Here is a 21,114-nt window from a genome sequence, read left to right on the forward strand (position 1 = left end):
CACGGCATGCCCCGGGGCGGGCGGTCCGTGGTCGGGCCGCCCGCCCCGGGATGGTCAGCCGGTCAGGGCTTGGGCGTGGCGTGCGGGGCGCACGTCACGTCGCGGCTGTCGGTCCGGCCGGTGAGCAGGTAGGTGTCCACCCGCTCGTTGACGCAGGGGTTGACCAGTCCGGTGACGCCGTGCGAGCCCGCGTCCTTCTCGGTGATGAGGCGGGAGCCCTTGAACCGCCGGTGCAGTTCGACGGCGCCCTCGTAGGGGGTGGCGGCGTCCCGGGTGGACTGCACGATGAGGACGGGCGGCAGTCCCTTGCCCGTGCGGACCTCCAGCGGCGTGCGCTGCTGGGAGGGCCAGGTGGCGCAGGGCAGGTTCATCCAGGCGTTGGCCCAGGTCATGAACGGGTACTTCTCGTGCAGCCGGGTGTTGTCCCGGTCCCAGGTGCGCCAGCTCGTCGGCCACTTGGCGTCCGCGCACTCGACGGCCGTGTAGACGGCGTTGCTGTTCTCCGAGGAGATGTTGCCCGCGGTGTCGCTCGGGTCGGGGGCGGCGGCGTCGACGAGCGCCTGGGTGTCACCGGCGCGGAAGTCGCTCCAGGTCTGGGCGGTGGGGGCCCAGGAGGAGTCGTAGTACGGGGCGCCCTGGAAGAAGGAGATGAGTTCGGCGGGGCCGACCACTCCGCCGATCGGCTGCTTCTTGGCGGCGGCGCGCAGTTCCAGCCAGGCGTTCTCGACCTTCTGCGGGGTGTCGCCGATGCCGTAGACGGAGTCGTGCTCGGCGACCCACGCCTTCCAGTCGTCCCAGCGCGTCTGGAAGGCGATGTCCTGGTTCAGGTTCGCCCGGTACCAGATGTTGTCCCGCGAGGGGTCGACCACGCTGTCCACGACCATGCGGCGTACGTGGGACGGGAAGAGCGTGCCGTAGACGGCTCCGAGGTAGGTGCCGTAGGAGACGCCGAGGAAATTGAGCTTCTTCTCGCCGAGGGCGGCGCGGATGACGTCCAGGTCGCGGGCCGTGTTGGGCGTCGTCATGTGCGGCAGCATGTCGCCGCTGCGCTCGGCGCACCCCTGGGCGTACTCGCGGGCCAGCTTGCGCTGGGCGCGCTTGTCCGCCTCGCTGTCGGGGACCGGGTCGGCCTTGGGGGCCTTGACGAACTCCTGCGGGTCGATGCAGGAGATGGGCGCGGAGCGGCCGACGCCGCGCGGGTCGAAGCCGACGAAGTCGTACGCCTTCGAAGTCGCCGTCCAGAGCGGGTTCTTGCTGGTGACCCGGGTCGGGAAGCGCATGCCGGAGCCGCCGGGGCCGCCCGGGTTGTAGAGGAGCGCACCCTGCCGCTCGTCCTTGGTTCCGGTGCTGGCGTGCCGGTCGACGGCGATTCTGATCTTCTTGCCGTCCGGCTTGGCGTAGTCCAGCGGTACGGTCACCCAGCCGCAGGTGATGGGCGCGGCGAGACCCCAGTCCTGCGGGCACGTCTTCCAGTCGATCCCCGCCTCCGCGGCCCGCTCGGCGGCGACGCGGACTCCGCGCGCCTCGGAGCCGCCGTAGTCGTGGCGGCCGTCGGCGCTCGCGGCAGGCGCCGCTATCGCTCCCGCTATGAGCGTGCCCGCTATCAGAGCGCCGGCCGAGCCGAGCACTGCTGTGCGTCCCACGTGGAACCTCCCCCATCATCCGATGCGCCGCCGATGGCGGCGCCGGTCATCGGAACGTCCCCGGGATCCTTTCGTCTGCGAGGTTCCCGGGGCCAGGGCGTACACGTGTTTCTTTACCGAACCCATAACCGGAGAGGGTGTACCGCTGAGCGGACCGGGGGCGTCGTGCCGTGAGTTTTGGCCGGGACGGGGGCCGTTCAGCCGTGGTGGTGGGCCTTCAGTCCGGCCAGCAGTTCGTCCAGGGCGTCGTCCAGTGTCCGCCGCAGCAGCCGGGCGTCGGCCGCGACCGCCGTGACGAGGACGGCGGGGCCGGCGAGCGGGGTGAGGGCCGCCGTGGGCCCTATCGGGCGGGCGGGCAGCGGTGCGTCGGTGAAGCCCGGGTCGGCCACGAGGAGTTGGCCGACGGCGCGGTGGCCGCCGAGCACGGCGGGGCCGTCCCAGCCGGCCGGTGCGCCGGGCCCGTAGGCCATCTGCTGGTCCAGCAGCGGCCGGCCGGCCCGTCGTACGGTGAGACGCGTGGTGAGCGCGCCGGTGGGTTCGCCGTGCCGGCCGAGGATCTGCTCCTCGCGCAGTACCAGCCGCGCGCCGGCGGCGAGTTCGACGCGGGTGGTCATGTGCAGGTCGCTGCCGCGGGCGGAGACGAGTTGTTCGGGCAGCCAGTGCAGGGCCGCGCCCTCCCCCACGCTCAGGTCCACGGCGTACGTGGCGGGCCCGGTGTCGGGCCGGGCGCCCGGCAGCGCGACGGTGGCCGCCGCCGAGCGGACGGTGAGCCGGGCCCCGTCGGCGACCTCGGCCTCGACGGCGAGGCGGTCGCCGTTGAGGGGCGCGCTCATCGCGCCGACGAGAGTGACCCGGGCGTCCGCGGCGAGCGGTGAGCGGGTGCGGCGCAGGGCGAGCGGCCCGTCGCTCTCCAGGACGGGCAGGGCGGTGCCCCCCCGCCCGTCGCGCACGGCGCGGAGCCGGGCGGTGGCGCGGACGCTCATGCGGTCCAGTCCGCCAGTCGCGCCCTCACCCAGTCGGCGACGGGCGCGACGCCTTCGGCTGAGGTCAGCGAGGTGAAGGCGACCGGGAGGTCGCCGCGCTGCTTCTTGGCGTCGAGGGCCATCTGCTCCAGGTCGGAACCGACGTAGGGGGCGAGGTCGGTCTTGTTGACGACGAGGAGGTCGGCGGTGGTGACGCCGGGGCCGCCCTTGCGCGGGATGTCGTCGCCGCCGGCCACGTCGATGATGAAGATCTGGGCGTCGACGAGGCCCTTGGAGAAGGTGGCGGTGAGGTTGTCGCCGCCCGACTCGACGAGGATCAGGTCGAGTGGGCCCACCGATTCCTCCAGGTCCTCGACCGCTTCGAGGTTGGCGGAGATGTCGTCGCGGATGGCGGTGTGCGGGCACGCCCCGGTCTCGACGGCCTGGATCCGCTCGGGCGGCAGGACGGCGTTGCGCAGGAGGAAGGCGGCGTCCTCGCGGGTGTAGATGTCGTTGGTGACGACGGCGATGGAGAGCCGGTCGCGCAGGGTCCGGCAGAGCGCGGCGACGGTGGCGGTCTTGCCGGATCCGACGGGACCGCCGAGGCCGATGCGCAGCGCGCGCCGGGTGCCGTCGGGGCGGGCGGCGTCGGCGCTGACGGCGGCGGGTCCTTCGTGGGAGTGGTAGAGGTGCATGGGTGCGGCTCCTGAGGGTCGAGGTCGGGGGCTACGAGGCGAAGAGGCGTACCGGCCAGGCGGCATGGGCCTCCGCGGTGATGTCGAGAAGGGGTGCGGACGCGGCGGGCAGGGCGTCCACACCCTGCCGGGCCGCGGTGGCCGCCTGCTCGGCGACCCGGTCGAGGTCGGGGGCCAGCCGGGCGAGTACGGCGGTGGCCTGGAAGGGGTCGAGGGAGAGCAGGCGGACGACCGCGGTGGCCGGTCCGCTGACCGTTTCGTAGGCGACGCAGTGCGCGGCGTCCTCGGGCCCGAGTCCGGCGGCGCGGGCGGTCAGGCCGAGGACGACGGGTTGGTGGGCGCCGCGCGGTCTGGCCGCGGCGAGTGCGTCGAGTTCGGGGCTCGGCCAGGTGGCGCGGGCGGCCCGCATCATCTGCCGGCCGAGTTTGCGGGCGGTGGCCCGCAGGGCGGGCGAGGGCGTACGGGCGTCGGCGGCCTCGTCGAGCGCGAGCGGATCGAGGCCGTGGGCCGCCGCCGCGGCGAGCGACGCGGCGGTGAGGCCGCTGGTGTGCAGGCGGCCCCGGCAGAAGTCGGCGAGGTCGTCGGCGTCGCGGATCCGTCCGAGGGCCACGGCCGGTTCGGCGCCGCCGGAGTGGGCGTGGCCTCCGGCGGGGAACCGGCCGTCCGCGAGGACGAGCAGGGCTGCGCGTGACATGGATGCGGGCCGCCGGCTCAGAAGAGGAAGTAGCGCTGGGCCAGGGGAAGTTCCTCCGCCGGGGCGGGCTCGACGGTCTCGCCGTCGACCGTCACGGCGAAGCTGTCGGGGTCGACCCGGACGTGCGGCAGGGCGTCGTTCTCCCGCATGTCCGCCTTGGTGACCCCCCGGGTGCTGGTGATGGGCACGAACCGCTTGGCCAGGCCCAGGCGTTCGGGCAGACCGTCCTCGATCGCGGCGGCGGCGACGAAGTTGAGGGATCCGGTGGCGGCGGCCCGGCCGATCGCACCGAACATCGGCCGGGGCATGATCGGCTGCGGCGTCGGGATGGAGGCGTTGGCGTCGCCCATCTGCGCGTAGGCGATCTGTCCGCCCTTGATGACGAGTTGCGGCTTCACGCCGAAGAACGCCGGTTCCCACAGGACGAGATCGGCGAGCTTTCCGGTCTCCACCGATCCGATCTCCCCGTCCATGCCCTGGGCGGCGGCCGGGTTGATGGTGTATTTGGCGACATAGCGGCGGACCCGGTGGTTGTCGGCGGCTCCGTCGCCGGGCAGCGCTCCGCGGCGCTTCTTCATCACGTGGGCGGTCTGCCAGGTCCGCAGTATCACTTCGCCGATGCGGCCCATGGCCTGGGAGTCGGAGGAGATGATGGAGATCGCGCCGAGGTCGTGCAGGACGTCCTCGGCCGCGATGGTGGAGGGCCGGATCCGGGACTCCGCGAAGGCCAGGTCCTCGGGGACGGCCGGGTTCAGGTGGTGGCAGACCATCAGCATGTCGAGGTGTTCCTCGATGGTGTTGACGGTGTGCGGCCGGGTGGGGTTGGTCGAGCTGGGCAGCACGTACGGCTCGGAGACCACGGTGATGATGTCGGGCGCGTGCCCGCCGCCCGCTCCTTCGGTGTGGTACGCGTGGATGGAACGTCCGGCGATGGCCGCGAGGGTGTCGCCGACGAATCCGGCCTCGTTGAGGGTGTCCGTGTGGATGGCGAGCTGGGCGCCGGTCTCCTCGCAGACGGTGAGGCAGGCGTCGATGACGGCGGGGGTGGCGCCCCAGTCCTCGTGGATTTTGAATCCCACCGCGCCGCCGCGCAGTTGGGCGTACATCGCGTCGCGGGACATCGTGTTGCCCTTGCCGAGCAGTCCGATGTTGACCGGGTACGCCTCCAGCGCCTCGAACATCCGGGCGAGGTGCCAGGAGCCCGGCGTGACGGTGGTGGCCTTGCTGCCTTCGGCGGGTCCGGTGCCGCCGCCGACCAGCGTCGTCACGCCGCTGGAGAGCGCCTGGTCGAGGAGGGTCGGCGAGATGAAGTGGACGTGCGCGTCGACCGCGCCGGCCGTCACGAACTTGCCGTTGCCCGCGATGATCTCGGTCTCCGGGCCGATCACCAGGTCCGGGTGGACGCCGTCCATGGTGTCCGGGTTGCCGGCCTTGCCGATGCCGGTGATGCGGCCGTCCCGCATGCCGATGTCGGCCTTGACGATGCCCCAGTGGTCGATGATGACGGCACCGGTGATGACGGTGTCGGGCGCCCCTTCGGCCCGGGTGGTGCGGGCCTGGCCCATGGACTCGCGGATCACCTTGCCGCCGCCGAAGACGGCTTCGTCGCCCGCGCGCCCGGGACCTCCGCAGAGGTCGTCCTCGATCCGGACGAGGAGATCGGTGTCGGCGAGGCGGATCCGGTCGCCGGTGGTGGGCCCGAACAGGTCGGAGTAGACGGCTCTGTCGAGATCAGGCATCGAGAGCGCCTCCGGTCTCACCGCGGAGGCCGGGGACGACGCGGCGGCCGGCGAGCGGGACGAGTTCGACGTCGGCGGGAATGCCGGGTTCGAAGCGGACGGCCGTGCCGGCCGCGATGTTCAGCCGCAGGCCGCGGGCGGCGGCACGGTCGAAGCGCAGCCCGGGGTTGGCCTCGGCGAAGTGGTAGTGGGAGCCGACCTGGACGGGCCGGTCGGCCGCGTTGAGCACGGTGAGACGGGTGACGGGGCGTCGCTCGTTGAGGGCGACGGGCCCGTCCGCGTAGAGGATCTCTCCGGGAATCATCGGCGCGCCCCCGTCAGACGATCGGGTCGTGGACGGTGACGAGCTTGGTGCCGTCCGGGAAGGTGGCTTCGACCTGCACGTCGTGGAGCATCTCGGGGATGCCTTCCATGACCTCGTCCCGGGTCAGCACCTTGCGGCCGGACGCCATGAGTTCGGCGACGGTGCGGCCGTCCCGCGCGCCTTCCAGCAGGTGAGCGGTGATCAGGGCGACGGTCTCGGGATGGTTGAGCCGCAGGCCGCGTGCCCGGCGCTTCTCGGCCACATCGGCGGCCACATGGACGAGCAGGCGTTCCTGCTCGTGCGGGGTCAGTTGCACGCTTCCACCTCATCGTCTTCCGTCCGGCACCGGCTCCGGACGCAGCGGGACCCTATCTCCGTTCAACGATTTGTTGAACGCCGGACCCGGCCCCCGCGGCCAGGTATTGCACGTTAGGGCGGAAGTTTTTCCGTTGCGTTAACTGACCTTTTGCGGCCCCATGGACAACCTTCCGGGCAACCGCGCTTCACCGCTTCGGGTGTACGTCACGTCCACGTCCACGTCCACGTCCACGTCCACAGGCAACCGCCGTACACCGAACGCGTACGAGGGGCGGCGGCGACGGCGTCGGGCCACGGCGTCAGGCGTCCCGGTCGCCGGGCCCCCGGTGTTCGGCGGCGATCCCGAACCGCCGACGCTCGCCGGACGGACCCGAGGCCGAGGAGCCGAGCGAGGAGACCGAGCTGATCACCTGCTCCTCGGCGACGGCCTCCTCCTGTTCCAGCCGCGCCAGATCGGCGGCGGACACGAACGCGATGAGCGGCTTGCCGTGCCGCGTCACGACGACGCGCTCGCCGCCGTAGACGACGCGGTTGATCAGTTCGGCGAACTCCGCCCGTGCTTGCGTCACCGGAATCTCGTAGGCCATGGGCCCCAGCTTAAGGCGGACGCCCACGAGCCACGGAGGGCGTGCGCCGCCGGGGAGCCCGGCCCCCGGCGGGTACGGCCCCGTCCGGTCGGGTCCCGCCCAGGCCCGGCCGGTCACGAGGTGATCGGCCGGGCTCCCGCCGCCGAGCCCCGCTCCCCCGCGTCGGCCATGAACCGATGTCCTGTCGATGACTCCTGACGAGCAACCAGACATCCCCACCCTCATTCTGTACGTCCTGTACATTTTCCTTCGACGCGTGCGCACCCCGGCCCGCACCGTTCCCCGCGTCCCCTCGCACCCAGGAGAGAGGCACCGCCATGAACCGCCCCGCAGCCCGTCACGTACTGCCCGAGCGCACCGCGACGGGGACCCGGACCCTGGACCCGTACTCCAAGCTGCTCTCCGAGCGGATCGTCTTCCTCGGCACCCCGCTCGACGACATCGCCGCAGGCGACCTGATCGCCCAGTTCATGTATCTGGAGCACGCCGCCCCCGACCGGCCCCTGTCCCTCTACATCAACTCGCCCGGCGGCTCCTTCGCCGCCATGGCGGCGGTCTACGACACGATGCGGTATCTGGCCTGCGACGTGGAGACCTTCTGCCTGGGGCAGGCCGGCTCCTGCGCGACGGCCCTGCTCGCGGCGGGCGCGCCGGGCCGCCGACATGCCCTGCCCGGTGCGCGGGTAGTCATGCGGCAGCCCGCCCTGGACGAACCGATGCGGGGCGCGCCGTCCGACCTGGAGATCCACGCGCGCGAACTGGTACGCACGCGCGAGATGTTCGCCGCCATGCTGGTCCGCCACACGGGCCGGCCGGCGGAACGGATCTCCGCCGACCTCGAACGCGCCACCATCCTCGACGCCGAGGCCGCCCGCGCCTACGGGCTGGTCGACCACGTCGTGGAGAACCGCAACGCTCCCCGGCCGCCGCACGACGCGAGGTGAACCACCGATGCCCTCACCGCAGTTCCCGCCCCTGCCCGCGCTGACCCGCGCCGAGGGCGAGTTCATCGACCGCTATCTCGAAGTCCTGGACCAGGTGGGCCGGATCAACCCGGCCCGGGGCAACGACACCTACAGCGCGCTCCGGGCCGCCCAGGCGCTGGCCTCCCACGCGGCGGCCCTGCGGGACGCCCTGACCCTGATGCACGAGCGCGGCGAGACGCGGATCCACGCCTCCACCCTGGCGCGGGCGCTGCGGACGCTGGACGGGGAGCGACGGGCGGGCCGGGTGACGGTGCCCCCGCCGGCGGGCTGACCCGCGCCGGGGCCGGTCGCGGCCCGCGCGCCCCTTTACGGGACGGAGACGCTCGCACGGCGGCACGACACGCCCGGTCCCGCCGCGAATTCCTCTCCCTCGTTCGGCGTAGGAGATCACTCCGACGAGCGACGCCCCGACTTGCGTTTCGCGCGGGGACGATGCTCGAAATGCTCCCTTTCGTCGCTGGTACGGAGGTTGGCGCACCGCGCGCCGACGGGCGCGAATCCGACCGGTCCACCTGAATGGATCAGTGGTGAGGAGACTCACAAATCACTGTTTCAGCTCGGAAATCCGGCAGTTCGTGAGTCAAGATCCGTGGGACGACAAGCCCCCGCCACCGCGGCGGGGCGGTCCGGGCGGACGCCGAGTCCTGCCGCCGTCCGGATGCCTGGTCGACAGGAGTGGATCGGCAGGAGTGGAGGACCCGAGCACAACGGGCCGACCGGGCAACCGGCGGCCCTCGGGGTGAAGCCGCTCAGTGCGGCCGGGCAACTTCGCCAGCCCGAACCCGACAGGTCATCCTTCACAGGCGGCTGACGAAGGGTTGCGCATGACTGCGCAGGTTCATGTCCCGTCTCTGCTGGCCCGGATGGGCACGGCATCGGTGCTCACCATGGCCGTGACGTCCACGATGCTGGCGCCCGGCCTGGTCGCCGACGCCGAGGCCGCGTCGCTCTCGACGAAGGCCCTGAAGGTGGCGGCGTCGAAGAAGGGCGCCCCCTACAAGTACGGGGCCGCGGGCCCCAGTCGATTCGACTGTTCGGGCCTCACGCTCTACTCGTTCAAACGGGCGGGGAAGAAGCTCCCCCGCACCGCGCAGCAGCAGTACAACAAGACCCGCCACATCTCCTCGTCGCACCGCAAACGCGGCGACCTGGTGTTCTTCCATTCCGGGCGCAGCGTCTACCACGTGGGCATCTACGCCGGGGCCGGAAGGATCTGGCACTCCCCGAAGACGGGGGACGTGGTGCGACTGGCGAAAATCTGGTCCAAGAGCGTCTGGTACGGACGGGTCCGCTGACCCACCGGCCGGACGCTCTTTCCGTGCGGGCCGCCGGCGTGGAGCCGCCCGCACGGGCCCCGGGCGGCCTCCGGCGTGCTCAGCGCAGGAGCGGCCCGGTCACCAGCACCAGGCCCAGGCCGGTCAGCGCCACACCGCTGCCGCCCTCGATCGCGCGGGCAGTGCGCGGTCGGCGCAGCCAGCGGCCCAGCCGGTCCACGAGCAGGGCGACGGCCGGGAACCAGACCAGGGCGAGGGCCACCACGAGCGCGGCGAGCAGCAGCGTCCTCGGCAGGGGCGGCTGCCCGTCGGGAACGAACTGCGGGAGCAGGCTGAGGAAGAGGACGGGCGCCTTCGGGTTGAGCGCGTTGGTCAAAAAGCCCTGCCGCAGCGCGCGCCCGAACGCCTCGGGCTCGGGCCGCACCGGAGCCTCCGGCGGGGTGGCGCTCTGCCGCGCGGGGCTCCGACGGAGCGCGTACAGCGCGCTGAGCCCGAGGTACAGCACGTATGCCCCGCCGAGCAGCTGGACGGTCCGGAAGAGCACCGGCATCGTCACCAGCACGGCGGCGAGCCCGGCCACGGCCAGCGCGGTGTGGATCAGCAGCCCGCCGGCGACGCCGAGAGCGCTGGCCAGGCCCGCGGCGCGCGAGGCCAGGGCGTTGCGTACGACGACGGCGAAGTCGGCCCCGGGGAGCGCGACCATACCGGCGGCCACCCCCGTGAAGGCGATGAGTTGTGCGTCCATGGGTCCAGACTGGACCGCCGGAGCCTTTAGCGTGTACTTGCAATCTTCTGGGTCTGCCTAAAGGAACGCTTCATGTACGACCCGACACGTCTCGCCGCTCTGGTGGCGGTCGCCGAGGCCGGATCGATCACGCGGGCCGCCGCCCGCCTGGGCTACACGCCGCCCGCGCTCTCCCAGCAGCTTGCCAAGCTGGAGCGGGAGGCCGGGGCGGCTCTGCTGGTGCGCCACCATCGCGGGGCGCGCCTGACGGCAGCGGGCGAGCTGCTGGCGGGACGGGCCCGGCGGGTCCTGGACGAGCTGGACCAGGCGCGGCACGAGCTGGCACGCCTGGCCGGGCTCTCCGGCGGCCGGCTGCGCGTGGGCACGTTCACGACGGCCGGGATCCATCTGCTGCCGCCGGTGCTGAGCGCGTTCCGGCGGGCCCATCCGGACGTCGAGCTGGCCGTCGCCGAGTACGAGCCGCCGGGCGGTGTCGCCGCGGTGGCGGCGGGCGAGGTCGATCTGTCCCTGACCCACGCCTACGAGCCCGCCGCGGACGTACCCGTTCCGGCGGGGCTGGTCGTCGAGCCCCTGCTGGTCGAGGAGCTGGTCCTGGTCACCGCCGTCGGGCACCGGCTGGCCGAGGGCACCGGGCGGCTGCCGGTCACCGAGCTGGCGGGACGGCCGCTGATCAGCAGCGCTCCCACGCACCCGCCCCGGCAGGGGGTGGAGAACGCGCTGGCGCGGGCGGGGGCCACGCCCGCGGTGGTCTGCGAGTCGCCGGGCTACGCGCTGGTGTGCGCGCTCGTCAGCGCGGGTCTGGGGGTGGCGGTGGTGCCGGAGATGGTCGCCTCGCTGGCGTCGACTCCGCTGGCCGTACGGCGGCTGGAACCCGCGTCCTTCCGCCGCACGATCTCGGTGGCGCACCACGGCGACCGGGCGACCGCCGCCGCGGCGACGCTGCTGGCCCTGCTGCGCAGCGGGTTCGGGCGCGGGGGCGCGTCGGCCGGGCCGTGACGCGCCGCGCGTACCTCCTCCGAAGACCAAGCAGCCGGTTTGAGGTGACGTTGAGTGATGACGAACGTGACTGTGTCTGTTTCCTGAGGCGCCTGGCCTACGTCTTCCTGAGGCGCCTGGCCTGGCCTACGTCGCCGGCTCGCGTCCCGAGGTCCACCCGCGAGTCGTCCGGTTGGGGAGTGCGCCGTGGCTGGCGAGAACGGATAGTGGTTCTCGTGAGCACTATCCGAATCCGGGTTGCCGCGCTGGCCCTGACCAGTGCCGGAGCAGCCGCCCTCGCGGCCTGCGGCTCGTCCCCGCCTGCGGGCACCGGCCCTGCCCGGTCGAGCGGCACGGCGGCTGAGCAGGCACTGGGAACGATCGTGCGGCTCGCCGCTGAGCGTGTGATGACCGCAGATGCGGTAGCCGCGGCGAAATGGGGCACCACCCAGCCCATCGACGACCCGGCCCGTGAAAAGACTGTCCTGGCCAGTGCGACTGCCCGGGCCACGAAACTCGGGATCGACCAGGCCACCGTGCAGCGGATCTTCAAGGACCAGATCGCCGCGAACAAGGACGTCCAGCGCGCGCTCTACGCACAGTGGCAGACGCACCCCGCCACACAGCCGACTCACCGCCCCGACCTTGCCACCCAGGTTCGCCCGGTCCTGGACCGCGTCGACAGCCGGCTGCTCACCGCCGTACGGCAGGCCCAGCCCCTGCTGTCCCGCCCGGACTGCGATGCGCTGCTGGAGCGGGGGAAGGCGACGGCCGTCCAGGCCATGGGCCTGGACACCCTTCACCGCGACGGCCTCGACCAGGCCCTCGCCCACACCTGCCCGACGCGATGACCAGCCGTGCCGCCGGCGGTGGCTACGACAGCAAGGTATCCGTGCCAGGCTTGGCCATCCATTCCGAGGACTACGACGTCACGCTTCTGCGCGGTCACTGCGGCGGCCCGTCGTGGGGCGTCGACCCCACGCGGGCGGCACTGCTCGTCCACGACCTGCAGCCGCACTACCTCGACACGCTCTCCGCGCGGTCCCGCCGCCTCCTGCTGGCACGGGTGGAGCACGTCGTGGACTGGGCGGACGGCAACGGGGTACCCATCTTGTCCAGCGGCCCACGGCCGGCCTCCGACCTGGCCCAGCGCGGACTCCTGGGCGACTGCTGGGGGATCGGCCTGTCGCCCGAACAGGCCGCACAGGTCGCCGTACCCAGACTCGGCGCCATCGGCATCACCCGCATCGCCAAGCGTAGTTACAGCGCCTTCTACGCCAGCGATCTTGAGACCGAACTACGCCGCCGACGCCGGGACCAGCTGATCATCATCGGGGTCTACGCCAGCCACGGGATCCTGGCCACGAGTCTGGACGCCATCTCCCGGGATATCCAGGCGTTCATCCCTTTCGACGCTACGGCCGACTACACGGCCTACCGCCACGCCGCGGCCCTGGACCTGATCGGCACCATGAGCGGACGGGTCCTTGCCGTCGAGGACCTGCCTCAGTCAGGAGCCCGCTGAACCCGGCTCCGTACTGGTCGGCGGTGTCGTCGCCGAAGCGGAGGACGTTCTCGCGCCGGTAGGGGCTCAGTACCGCCCGGTCGCTCGGGTTCAGGGTCCAGCCCTCGCGGGACATCTGGCGCAGGGTGTTGGTCATGTCGATGCTGGTGGAGAAGATGACGCCGGCGGCGAGGAGGTCGAGGAACTTGACGGTTTTGTCCTGGAGTTCGGGGTCGCGGCTGGTCAGCCGGCCGGCGTTGCCGCGACCTGCGTGAGGTCGGGCCAGTGCCCGTGAATGAGGTCCCAGTCGATGGCGGTTCGGGTGTCGGTGGAGAACAGCTGGTCGATGTGGCGGTAGCGCGTCTCGGGGTCGGGGCGATGGAAGGTGAGGTCCTGGAAGTTACGGATCCGGGGCAGGAGATCGATCCCCAGCAGGTGCGCGAGCCCGAAGACAGGGAAGGACTGGCCTTGCGTGTCGGTGTGGACCTGCTCCAGCTGGGCCGCCGAGGGGTTCTGCAGGAGGGAGTCGATGAGGTCAGCGCCCGCCCGGGCCAGGTTCTTGGGGGTGCGGTGGCGTTTGGCGATCGCGGCCGGCTCGTGTGCGGAGACCGTGCTCATGTGGCGGGCAGCCTGGGTGGCGCCGAGGCCGGAGGCGTAGGTGAACGCGGTGACCACGTACCGGGCCGGTGGTTCCTTTGGTTTGGGGTCCGAACCGGAGAGAGGTCCGAGGCGGTGCCACCAGCCGGTCCAGTGCGCCGCCCGGGCCAGGTGTTCGGGGATGCCGCGTACCGGCAGCCGCTGGTCCAGCTCAGCCTCCAGCGAGTGCGCCGCCCGTGGTCCGGGACAGCGGGCTCTCCTCAGGCCGGTGCCGGTGACGGTGACGGTGACGGGCCGACGGCCCACGGCAGGACGATCCAGACCGTCTTGCCGCCCTCGGCGGTCGGGGTGACCAGGAGCCGTCCGCCGTGCTCCTTGGCCAGGGCGCGGATGATGACCATCCCGCGCCCGTTGTCCTGCCGTACGGCGGCGGGAAGTTTCTGCGGCCACCGGGGGTGACTGTCCGTCACCCCGATGTGCAGTTCCTCCTCGCGCTCCAGGCGGAGGTCCACGGTGAAGGTGGGCGACTGGCCGAAGGTGTGCTGCACGGCGTTGGTGGCGAGCTCCGAGACGATCAGCGTGATGGTGTCGGCGAACTCGGTGCCGCTCGCCAGGCCCCAGTCGGCCAGCGTCCTGGTCACGTACCTGCGGGCCGAGGAGACCTCGACCGGATCGCTCGGCAGAGTGACGGTTGCTTCCTGATGATCCGCCATGGCGACACCGTCCCTTTCCCGCCCCGGTCGGCCCGCGGCCGAACGGGATTGTGCTTCGCGCCAGAGTGCCATTGCTGAAGCTCCCTGTAACGGCGTTCGACCAAGATATGCATATATCTGTCGCTCGAAGCGGTGAATCCGGACCCCGTGCCACGGGGGCGGAAGGCACACTGGCTCCCCCTGCGGGCCGGACGGGTGAGGCCGGCCCCGTCCAGCACAGCGTAAGGAGACCGGCATGCTGCACGGCCCCGTCGTCCGGCGGCGCAAGCTCGGTGAGGAGCTGCGGAGCCTGCGTCACGCGTCGGGAATGACCAGCCGGGACGCGGCGCGTCTGCTCGGCTGGCACCAGTCGAAGGTGAGCCGCATCGAGACGGGCGCCAGCGGGGTGAGCCCCGGCGACGTGAACCGGCTGCTGGACGTCTACGAGGTGCGCGACGCGCAGCTGCGCGCGCTGCTGGAAGTCCTCGCGGGATCGGCGGGCGGTGGCGGATCGGGCTGGTGGCACGCCTACCGGGGGCTCATTCCGCCCCAGTACCGCGACTTCATCAGCCTGGAGTCCCAAGCCAGTACGGTGCGGACGCTGGAGACCTCGGTGATCCCGGGTCTTCTTCAGACCGCCGGTTACGCGCGTGCGGTGACCCGGGCCTCGCTCGACGGCCTGCCGGCCGGGCGGCTGGACGACCTGGTCGAGGTCCGGCTGACCCGGCAGCGGGTGCTGCGCGCGAGTCCGCCGCTGCGGTTCACGGCCGTACTGGACGAGGCCGTGCTGCACCGCGAGGTGGGCGGTCCCGAGGTGATGCGGGACCAGTTGCACCATCTCTCCCAGGTGGCGCGACTCCCGCATGTGCGGCTTCAGTTACTTCCGTTCTCCGTCGGCGGGTACGTCGGACTCACCGGGCCTTTCGTTATCTTCTCTTTTCCGAACACTTCTGATCTGAATGTGGTCGTTCTTGACCACTTGACGAGTAGTCTCTATCTGGAGCGGAAAGAAGACCTTGAGGCGTACAGCTCGGCCTTCCGCACCTTGCAGGCCCACGCGTTGTCGCCGGAGCACTCGCTGGACCTCATCGCCGCCGTCCGCCGCGGCTAGAGGACGGGAACCGGTCCGTCCGGCCGGATTCCCCGGACCGTCCGACCGCCCGAGGGGGGCACCATGTCCGACCGTCTCGTTCCGCCCGCGTTACCGTCCGCCGCCGCCGAGCGGGGCCCGCGCTGGCATCGCAGCAGCCGCTCCACCGGCATGAACAACTGCGTGGAAGCCGCGCGCCTCGGCGTCGCGCTCCTGGCCGTACGCGACTCCAAGGACGTGGCGAAGCCGCCGCTGCGCTTCTCCGCCGGGGTGTGGAGGGCCTTCGTCGCCGGACTGCTCCGGGAACGCGTCAGCTGACCGCGACGGCCGCCGTCCGGGGAGCGGTGGCGGCGACCGTGGCCACGGCGGTCGCGATCTGCTCCCCGGTCAGGTCCGCCCGCGCCGTCAGCCGGAGCCGGGAGACGCCGTCCGGCACCGACGGCGGGCGGAAGCAGCCGACCGCGATCCCGGCGGCGCGGCAGTCGGCGGCCCACCGCACCGCGGCGTCGGCCGAGGGCGCGCGGACGGAGACCACGGCGGCGTCCGGCCGGACGGCGGTCAGCCCGGCCGCGGTGAGCCCGGCGAACAGGGCCGCGGCGACCTCCCGCGCCCTGGCCGCGCGCTCCGGCTCCCGGCGCAGCAGCCCGAGCGCGCCGAGCGCGCCGCCGGCCGCCGCCGGGGCGAGCCCCGTGTCGAAGATGAACGTACGCGCGGTGTTGACCAGGTGCTCGATCACCCGCGCCGGTCCGAGGACCGCTCCGCCCTGGCTGCCCAGGGACTTCGAGAGGGTCAGCGTCGCGACGATCCCCTCGCCGCCCGCCAGCCCCGCGGCGGCCGGCGCACCCCGCCCGCCGTCGCCCAGAACGCCCAGTCCGTGGGCGTCGTCGACGACGAGGGCCGCGCCGGCGGTACGGCAGACCTCGGCCAGCTCCCGCAGCGGTGCGGCGTCCCCGTCGACCGAGAACACCGAGTCGGTGACGGCGAGGGCCCGCCCGCGGTGCGCCCGCAGCGGCGCGGCGAACGCCTCCGGGCTGCCGTGCGCGACGACGGCCGTCTCGGCGCGCGAGAGGCGGCAGCCGTCGACGATGGAGGCGTGGTTGCCCGCGTCGGAGACGATGAGCGAGCCGGGCGCGGTCAGCGCCGTCAGGGCCGCGAGGTTGGCCGCGTAACCGGAGGAGAGGACGAGGGCCGCCTCGAAGCCGCAGAACTCCGCCAGCTCCCGTTCCAGCTCCGCGTGGAGCGCCGTGGAGCCGGTGACCAGCCGTGATCCCGTGGCTCCCGCGCCCCATCGGTGCGCCGCCCCCGCGGCCGCCGCGACGACGTCGGGGTGGCGGGTGAGGCCGAGGTAGTCGTTGCTCGCGAGGTCGAGGAGCTCCGGCTCCGCGCCTCTGGGGCGCCGGGCCCGGACGAGCCCGGCCGCGCTCCGGCGGCGGGCCTCCTCGTCGATCCAGTCGAACGGGGCGAAGGACATGGGACGGTCCCTTTTGTAGGCAGCGCACAGACCCTAACCGGGTGCGCAGCAGGTCAGGGTGTGGCAATACACACACCCTCACCCGCGTCTCCTGTCTGGTTCCTCCTTGGCTGGAGGCGGTGCCGTAGGCAAGGATCACCTCTCATGGACCTGCTGAACACGCTGGTGGACAAGGGGCTGCGGCGCGAGCTGCCGAGCCGCGAAGAAGCGCTCGCCGTTCTGGCGACCTCCGACGACGAACTGCTCGACGTGGTGGCCGCGGCCGGCAAGGTGCGCCGTCAGTGGTTCGGGCGGCGCGTGAAGCTGAACTACCTGGTCAACCTGAAGTCCGGGCTCTGCCCCGAGGACTGCTCGTACTGCTCGCAGCGGCTCGGCTCGACGGCCGGGATCCTCAAGTACACGTGGCTGAAGCCGGACGAGGCGTCGAAGGCGGCGGCTGCCGGGGTGGCGGGCGGGGCCAAGCGGGTCTGCCTGGTGGCGAGCGGTCGCGGACCGACGGACCGGGACGTCGACCGGGTGTCGCGGACCATCGAGGCGATCAAGGAGCAGAACGAGGGCGTCGAGGTCTGCGCCTGTCTCGGGCTGCTCTCCGACGGACAGGCGGACCGGCTCCGTTCGGCGGGCGCGGACGCGTACAACCACAACCTGAACACGTCCGAGGAGACGTACGGGGCGATCACGACCACGCACACGTACGCGGACCGGGTGGAGACCGTCCAGCAGGCCCAGGCCGCCGGGCTGTCCGCGTGCTCGGGGCTGATCGCCGGGATGGGCGAGAGCGACGCGGACCTGGTGGACGTCGTCTACGCGCTGCGGGAGCTGGACCCGGACTCGGTGCCGGTCAACTTCCTCATCCCGTTCGAGGGCACGCCCCTTGCCAAGGAGTGGAACCTGACCCCGCAGCGCTGCCTGCGGATCCTGGCCATGGTCCGCTTCGTCTGCCCCGACGTCGAGGTGCGGCTCGCGGGCGGACGCGAGGTGCATCTGCGCTCGATGCAGCCGCTGGCCCTGCACCTGGTGAACTCGATCTTCCTGGGCGACTACCTGACCAGCGAGGGCCAGGCCGGTCAGGCCGACCTCGACATGATCGCCGACGCGGGCTTCGAGGTGGAGGGCGCGGGGACGACGACGCTGCCCCGCCATCGCGCGGACGCGGCGGCCGGCTGCGGTTCGCCCGCGGCGTCCGACAGCGCGGGCTGCGGTTCGCACGGCGCGTCCGAAGCCGCGGGCTGCGGTTCGCACGGCGGCGGTGGCGGCTGCGGGCCGTGCGGCGGACACGGCGCTCCCGAGCCGGTGGCCGCCGAGCCCGACGGAGCGGCCCTCGCCGCCGAGGTGCGGACGGACGCGGGCACGGCCGCCCGCACCGATCTGGTGGCCGTGCGCCGCCGGGGGGCCGGCACGGATCTCGCGCCCAATGCCTGAGCCGTACCCGCCGGGATTCTCCGCGCCGAAGCCGTACTCCCCCGACGAGTTGCGGGCGCTGGACCGCGCACACGTGTGGCACCCCTACGGCCCGATGCCGGGCCGCCAGGAACCGCTCGTCGTGGAGTCGGCCTCCGGTGTGCGGCTGCGCCTGGCCGAACCGGTCCACGGGCAGCGGGAACTGGTCGACGGGATGTCGTCCTGGTGGTCGGCCGTGCACGGATACAACCACCCCGTCCTCAACGAGGCGGCGCGCGGCCAGCTGGACCGGATGAGCCACGTGATGTTCGGCGGGCTGACGCATGAGCCCGCCGTCCGGCTGGCCGCCCGGCTGGTGGAGATCACCCCCGAGCCGCTGCGCCATGTCTTCCTCGCCGACTCCGGCTCCGTGTCCGTCGAGGTCGCGGTCAAGATGTGCCTCCAGTACTGGCGTTCGGCCGGTCGGCCGGAGAAGCGGCGGCTGCTGACCTGGCGCGGCGGCTACCACGGGGACACCTGGCAGCCGATGTCGGTGTGCGACCCGGAGGGCGGGATGCACGAGCTGTGGTCGGGGTCCCTGCCCCGGCAGGTCTTCGCCGACGCGCCGCCGGACGGCTTCGACGCGGAACCCGACGCCGACTACGTACGGCGTCTGCGCGAGCTCGTCGCCCGCCACGCCGACGAGCTGGCCGCGGTCATCGTGGAGCCGGTCGTGCAGGGAGCGGGCGGCATGCGCTTCCACTCCCCCGCCTATCTGCGAGTGCTGCGCGAGGCGTGCGACGAGATGGACGTACTGCTGGTGCTCGACGAGATCGCGACCGGTTTCGGGCGCACCGGAAAGCTCTTCGCCGCCGAACACGCCGGTATCTCGCCGGACGTCATGTGCGTGGGCAAGGCGCTGACCGGCGGCTACCTCACGATGGCGGCGACGCTGTGCACCTCGCGGGTGGCCGAGGGCATCTCGCGGGGCGAGGTGCCGGTGCTGGCGCACGGCCCGACCTTCATGGGCAACCCGCTGGCCGCCGCGGTGGCCTCGGCATCCGTGGACCTGCTGCTCGGGCAGGACTGGGAGGGCGAGGTCCGGCGGATCGGGGCGGGACTGCGCGAGGGCCTGGAGCCGGCGCGGGAGATCGAGGGCGTGGCGGACGTGCGCGTCCTCGGGGCGATCGGCGTCGTCCAGCTCGACCACGCGGTGGACATGGCGGCCGCGACGCGAGCAGCCGTCCGCGAGGGGGTGTGGCTGCGCCCCTTCCGCGACCTCGTGTACACGATGCCGCCGTACGTCACGGGCGACGACGACGTGGCGCGGATCTGCCGGGCCGTGTGCGCCGCGGCACGGGAGGGCTGAGATGACGATCCTGGTGGTGTCCGGTACGGGCACGGAGATCGGCAAGACGGTGGTCACCGCCGCGGTGGCGGCGGCCTCGCGGGGACGCCGGGTCGCGGTGCTCAAGCCCGCGCAGACCGGCCTCGCGCCCGGCGAGCCCGGCGACGCGGCCGAGGTGGCACGGCTGGCCGGGGGCGGGGTGACCGCGGTGGAACTGGCCCGGTTCCCCGAGCCGTTGGCCCCGGCCACCGCCGCCCGGCGGGCGGGCCTCGCCCCGGTGCGGCCGTACGAGGTGGCCGAGGCCGCCGAGAAGCTGGCCGCGGACCACGACCTGGTGCTGGTCGAGGGCGCGGGCGGGCTGCTCGTCCGGTTCGACGACGACGGCGGCACGCTCGCGGACGCCGCGCGGCTGCTGTCGGCGCCCGTGCTGGTGGTCGCGCCCGCGGGGCTGGGCACGCTCAACGCGACCGCGCTCACGGCGGAGGCGCTGAGCCACCGGGGTCTGACGTGCCGGGGCGTCGTGGTGGGCAGCATGCCGCAGGAGCCGGACCTGGCCGCCCGGTGCAACATCGACGATCTGCCGGTGGCGGCCGGCGCCCCGCTGCTGGGCGCCGTACCGGCCGGGGCGGGAGCGCTGCCGAGCGCCGACTTCGCCGCGCGCGCGAGGAGTTGGCTCGCCCCGGAACTCGGAGGGACCTGGTCCCCGCGCTGACGGACGGGCCTCGTCGATCGGGCGGGATCGGCGATGCCCCTGCGGCGGTTGCGGCGGCCCGGTCAGGAGGGGCTGTCCAGCTGGTCCGCCATGGCCCGCAGCGCGTCGGCCAGCTCCTTCTCGGTGGGCAGCCGGTCGACCTTGGTGTTCAGCTCGTCGATGCGCCGCTCCAGCTCGCCGAGGTCCGCCGGGGGGCTCGGCTGCGGATCCGGGTCCATCGGAGGGATGCTGGGCTGCGGCCAACTCGTCGGCGAGGGGCCGGTCGGGGCGGGGCTGGGCGAGGCGGTGGGATCGGTTCCGCCGGAGCCGCCCGGGTCGCCACCATCGGAACCCCCGTCGCCGCCCTCGGAACCGCCGTCACCGGTGCCTCCCGTGCCGGGCTCCGGCAGCATGGGCGTCGGCCCGCCCGGCTGCTCGCCGCCGCCCGCACCGCTCGCGCCCGACGAGCCGGCCGAGAGCCCGCCGGTCGGGTCGCCGGCGCCCGGTTCGTCGGAGGTCCCGGCCGCGATCGCTCCGCCCACGGCGAGCAGGACGGCGGCGGCGGCGCCGACGACCGCGAGGGTCATGCGTCCGGCGCGCTGGATGGTCGTGTCCGTCATCGGTGTCATGGACCGGACGCTACGCACGGCGGGCCCCCGGACGGGTCCGTTCCGGCGGGTGCGCACAAGGGGACTCAGACGCTCCACTGCCGGAGCTCGTCGGCGATGGCCCGCACGTCCGCCTTGCCCCCCTTGACCAGCAGCGCCAGATCGCGGACCTGCTCCGGCGAGGTGATGACCTTCAGCCCGGAGGAGACGAGATAGCCGTACGCGACGGCGGAGGCGAACATGGCGTTGGAGTGCTCCAGGGCGGGCACGTGCAGCAGGAGCTGCAGCAGCGCCGCGGCCCGCGCGTGCGGGTCGCTGTAGACGGGGCTGCCGAAGATCTCCGCCTCATGGCGGGCGACGGCGGCGACGAGCGCACCCCAGTCGACGACCTGCGGATCGCCGGGGGTCTTGTGCTCGGCGACCATGAGCAGCCAGGAGAGGTCGATCCGCAGGTTCAACGGGCGCCTTCGCGCTCCGGGCCGAACTCCTCGGCGAACACCGACTCGTACTGCTTCATGAAGTCGGCGGCGGCCTCGACGAACGTGTGTCCCACCTCGCCCGCGTCCTGCTGGACCAGCTCCTCTATGTAGCGGTTCACGCTCACCCCCCGCTGCAGCGCGCGTTGCCGCGCCGCCTCGGCGGTGGCCTCGTCCACTCGAACGTTCAGCTGGGTCTTGGGCACGCTCCCACGCTAGCGCGATGGCGCTAGCACCGGCAAGAGGAGGGCCCGGCGGCCGGCACCGGTGCGGCCGCGTCCTCCCGCCGACGCTCTACGATGAGATGTCATCCAGCCATCCCCTGCCGAAAGGTG

At 72.8% G+C, this 21,114-nt stretch carries 26 protein-coding genes and 1 riboswitch; of the genes, 11 read left to right on the forward strand and 15 right to left on the reverse strand.

Going from position 1 to position 21,114, the window contains the following annotated elements; translation table 11 throughout:
• Positions 1–62: 62 nt before the first annotated feature.
• The 8 genes from EES43_RS02275 to EES43_RS02310 all read right to left on the reverse strand — a co-directional run bounded on the left by EES43_RS02275 (position 63) and on the right by EES43_RS02310 (position 6,942).
• Complete coding sequence (locus EES43_RS02275; protein WP_206429983.1) at positions 63–1,643, reverse strand: alpha/beta hydrolase; 1,581 nt, start codon at positions 1,641–1,643, stop codon at positions 63–65.
• A 197-nt stretch (positions 1,644–1,840) separates the two neighbouring features.
• On the reverse strand, positions 1,841–2,626 hold the full coding sequence (locus EES43_RS02280) for an urease accessory protein UreD (protein WP_124267094.1): 786 nt from the start codon (positions 2,624–2,626) through the stop codon (positions 1,841–1,843).
• Positions 2,623–3,300, reverse strand: a complete 678-nt coding sequence (gene ureG / locus EES43_RS02285; protein WP_124267095.1) for an urease accessory protein UreG — start codon at positions 3,298–3,300, stop codon at positions 2,623–2,625. Before ureG ends, EES43_RS02280 begins: the two co-directional genes overlap by 4 nt.
• A gap of 31 nt (positions 3,301–3,331) precedes the next feature.
• On the reverse strand, positions 3,332–3,994 hold the full coding sequence (locus tag EES43_RS02290; protein WP_124267096.1) for an urease accessory protein UreF: 663 nt from the start codon (positions 3,992–3,994) through the stop codon (positions 3,332–3,334).
• Between the two features lie 17 nt (positions 3,995–4,011).
• Entirely contained in the window at positions 4,012–5,733 is a 1,722-nt protein-coding gene (locus tag EES43_RS02295) for an urease subunit alpha (RefSeq protein ID WP_124267097.1), read from the reverse strand.
• A complete protein-coding gene (locus EES43_RS02300; protein ID WP_124267098.1) occupies positions 5,726–6,037 on the reverse strand; it encodes an urease subunit beta in 312 nt (103 codons plus the stop codon). The genes EES43_RS02295 and EES43_RS02300 overlap by 8 nt, the downstream gene beginning before the upstream one ends.
• Before the next feature lie 13 nt (positions 6,038–6,050).
• The gene (locus EES43_RS02305) at positions 6,051–6,353 is read right to left on the reverse strand and encodes an urease subunit gamma (RefSeq protein WP_124267099.1); all 303 of its coding nucleotides are present in this window, start codon (positions 6,351–6,353) and stop codon (positions 6,051–6,053) included.
• Between the two features lie 301 nt (positions 6,354–6,654).
• Positions 6,655–6,942, reverse strand: coding sequence for a type II toxin-antitoxin system Phd/YefM family antitoxin (locus tag EES43_RS02310; RefSeq protein ID WP_124267100.1), 288 nt, complete (start codon positions 6,940–6,942; stop codon positions 6,655–6,657).
• A 317-nt stretch (positions 6,943–7,259) separates the two neighbouring features.
• Here EES43_RS02310 and EES43_RS02315 point away from each other — a divergent pair, with 317 nt between their 5' ends.
• The 3 genes from EES43_RS02315 to EES43_RS02325 all read left to right on the forward strand — a co-directional run bounded on the left by EES43_RS02315 (position 7,260) and on the right by EES43_RS02325 (position 9,223).
• Positions 7,260–7,886 (forward strand): ATP-dependent Clp protease proteolytic subunit, encoded by a 627-nt coding sequence (locus tag EES43_RS02315; RefSeq protein WP_124267101.1) that lies wholly within the window; start codon positions 7,260–7,262, stop codon positions 7,884–7,886.
• Positions 7,887–7,893: 7 nt separating this feature from the next.
• A complete protein-coding gene (locus EES43_RS02320) occupies positions 7,894–8,199 on the forward strand; it encodes a hypothetical protein (protein WP_124267102.1) in 306 nt (101 codons plus the stop codon).
• Between the two features lie 378 nt (positions 8,200–8,577).
• Positions 8,578–8,749, forward strand: a riboswitch (cyclic di-AMP (ydaO/yuaA leader).
• 3 nt (positions 8,750–8,752) lie between these two features.
• Positions 8,753–9,223: a C40 family peptidase gene (locus tag EES43_RS02325; RefSeq protein WP_124267103.1), complete on the forward strand. Its 471-nt coding sequence runs from the start codon at positions 8,753–8,755 to the stop codon at positions 9,221–9,223.
• 79 nt (positions 9,224–9,302) lie between these two features.
• Here the strand turns inward: EES43_RS02325 and EES43_RS02330 are convergent, their stop codons facing one another.
• Positions 9,303–9,947 (reverse strand): LysE family translocator, encoded by a 645-nt coding sequence (locus EES43_RS02330; RefSeq protein WP_124267104.1) that lies wholly within the window; start codon positions 9,945–9,947, stop codon positions 9,303–9,305.
• Positions 9,948–10,019: 72 nt separating this feature from the next.
• On the opposite strand from EES43_RS02330, the gene EES43_RS02335 reads away from it, so the two are divergent.
• The 3 genes from EES43_RS02335 (at position 10,020) to EES43_RS02345 (ending at position 12,447) form a co-directional block, all read left to right on the forward strand.
• Positions 10,020–10,943, forward strand: coding sequence for a LysR family transcriptional regulator (locus EES43_RS02335; protein WP_124267105.1), 924 nt, complete (start codon positions 10,020–10,022; stop codon positions 10,941–10,943).
• A gap of 215 nt (positions 10,944–11,158) precedes the next feature.
• Positions 11,159–11,773 carry a chorismate mutase gene (locus tag EES43_RS02340; RefSeq protein ID WP_124267106.1) on the forward strand — a complete coding sequence of 205 codons (615 nt, stop codon included), beginning with the start codon at positions 11,159–11,161 and terminating at the stop codon, positions 11,771–11,773.
• A 50-nt stretch (positions 11,774–11,823) separates the two neighbouring features.
• Positions 11,824–12,447, forward strand: coding sequence for an isochorismatase family protein (locus tag EES43_RS02345; protein ID WP_164493103.1), 624 nt, complete (start codon positions 11,824–11,826; stop codon positions 12,445–12,447).
• A 222-nt stretch (positions 12,448–12,669) separates the two neighbouring features.
• Here the strand turns inward: EES43_RS02345 and EES43_RS02355 are convergent, their stop codons facing one another.
• Together EES43_RS02355 and EES43_RS02360 are read right to left on the reverse strand one after the other, a co-directional pair.
• Positions 12,670–13,329 (reverse strand): Tn3 family transposase, encoded by a 660-nt coding sequence (locus tag EES43_RS02355; RefSeq protein ID WP_164493104.1) that lies wholly within the window; start codon positions 13,327–13,329, stop codon positions 12,670–12,672.
• Positions 13,284–13,736: an ATP-binding protein gene (locus tag EES43_RS02360; RefSeq protein WP_124267109.1), complete on the reverse strand. Its 453-nt coding sequence runs from the start codon at positions 13,734–13,736 to the stop codon at positions 13,284–13,286. The genes EES43_RS02355 and EES43_RS02360 overlap by 46 nt, the downstream gene beginning before the upstream one ends.
• Before the next feature lie 235 nt (positions 13,737–13,971).
• Between EES43_RS02360 and EES43_RS02365 the strand changes: the two genes are divergently transcribed.
• Together EES43_RS02365 and EES43_RS02370 are read left to right on the forward strand one after the other, a co-directional pair.
• Positions 13,972–14,826, forward strand: a complete 855-nt coding sequence (locus EES43_RS02365; RefSeq protein ID WP_124267110.1) for a helix-turn-helix domain-containing protein — start codon at positions 13,972–13,974, stop codon at positions 14,824–14,826.
• Positions 14,827–14,889: 63 nt separating this feature from the next.
• A complete protein-coding gene (locus tag EES43_RS02370; protein WP_124267111.1) occupies positions 14,890–15,123 on the forward strand; it encodes a DUF397 domain-containing protein in 234 nt (77 codons plus the stop codon).
• Here the strand turns inward: EES43_RS02370 and EES43_RS02375 are convergent.
• The gene (locus EES43_RS02375; protein WP_124267112.1) at positions 15,116–16,276 is read right to left on the reverse strand and encodes an 8-amino-7-oxononanoate synthase; all 1,161 of its coding nucleotides are present in this window, start codon (positions 16,274–16,276) and stop codon (positions 15,116–15,118) included. The genes EES43_RS02370 and EES43_RS02375 overlap by 8 nt on opposite strands.
• Before the next feature lie 144 nt (positions 16,277–16,420).
• Here EES43_RS02375 and bioB point away from each other — a divergent pair, with 144 nt between their 5' ends.
• From bioB to bioD, 3 genes are read left to right on the forward strand one after another with little or no spacing between them, the layout of a single operon-like run.
• Positions 16,421–17,698 (forward strand): biotin synthase BioB, encoded by a 1,278-nt coding sequence (gene bioB, locus EES43_RS02380; protein WP_124267113.1) that lies wholly within the window; start codon positions 16,421–16,423, stop codon positions 17,696–17,698.
• Positions 17,691–19,025, forward strand: coding sequence for an adenosylmethionine--8-amino-7-oxononanoate transaminase (locus EES43_RS02385; protein ID WP_124267114.1), 1,335 nt, complete (start codon positions 17,691–17,693; stop codon positions 19,023–19,025). Before bioB ends, EES43_RS02385 begins: the two co-directional genes overlap by 8 nt.
• Before the next feature lies 1 nt (position 19,026).
• Positions 19,027–19,716 (forward strand): dethiobiotin synthase, encoded by a 690-nt coding sequence (gene bioD / locus EES43_RS02390; protein WP_124267115.1) that lies wholly within the window; start codon positions 19,027–19,029, stop codon positions 19,714–19,716.
• Positions 19,717–19,778: 62 nt separating this feature from the next.
• Here the strand turns inward: bioD and EES43_RS02395 are convergent, their stop codons facing one another.
• The 3 genes from EES43_RS02395 to EES43_RS02405 all read right to left on the reverse strand — a co-directional run bounded on the left by EES43_RS02395 (position 19,779) and on the right by EES43_RS02405 (position 20,985).
• Positions 19,779–20,324 (reverse strand): hypothetical protein, encoded by a 546-nt coding sequence (locus tag EES43_RS02395; protein WP_241192312.1) that lies wholly within the window; start codon positions 20,322–20,324, stop codon positions 19,779–19,781.
• A 65-nt stretch (positions 20,325–20,389) separates the two neighbouring features.
• On the reverse strand, positions 20,390–20,761 hold the full coding sequence (locus EES43_RS02400; RefSeq protein ID WP_124267116.1) for a fic family toxin-antitoxin system, toxin component: 372 nt from the start codon (positions 20,759–20,761) through the stop codon (positions 20,390–20,392).
• Positions 20,758–20,985: an antitoxin gene (locus EES43_RS02405; RefSeq protein WP_124267117.1), complete on the reverse strand. Its 228-nt coding sequence runs from the start codon at positions 20,983–20,985 to the stop codon at positions 20,758–20,760. The genes EES43_RS02400 and EES43_RS02405 overlap by 4 nt, the downstream gene beginning before the upstream one ends.
• Positions 20,986–21,114: the final 129 nt, after the last annotated feature.

Source organism: Streptomyces sp. ADI96-02 (genome assembly GCF_003846185.1).
Taxonomy (GTDB): Bacteria; Actinomycetota; Actinomycetes; order Streptomycetales; family Streptomycetaceae; genus Streptomyces.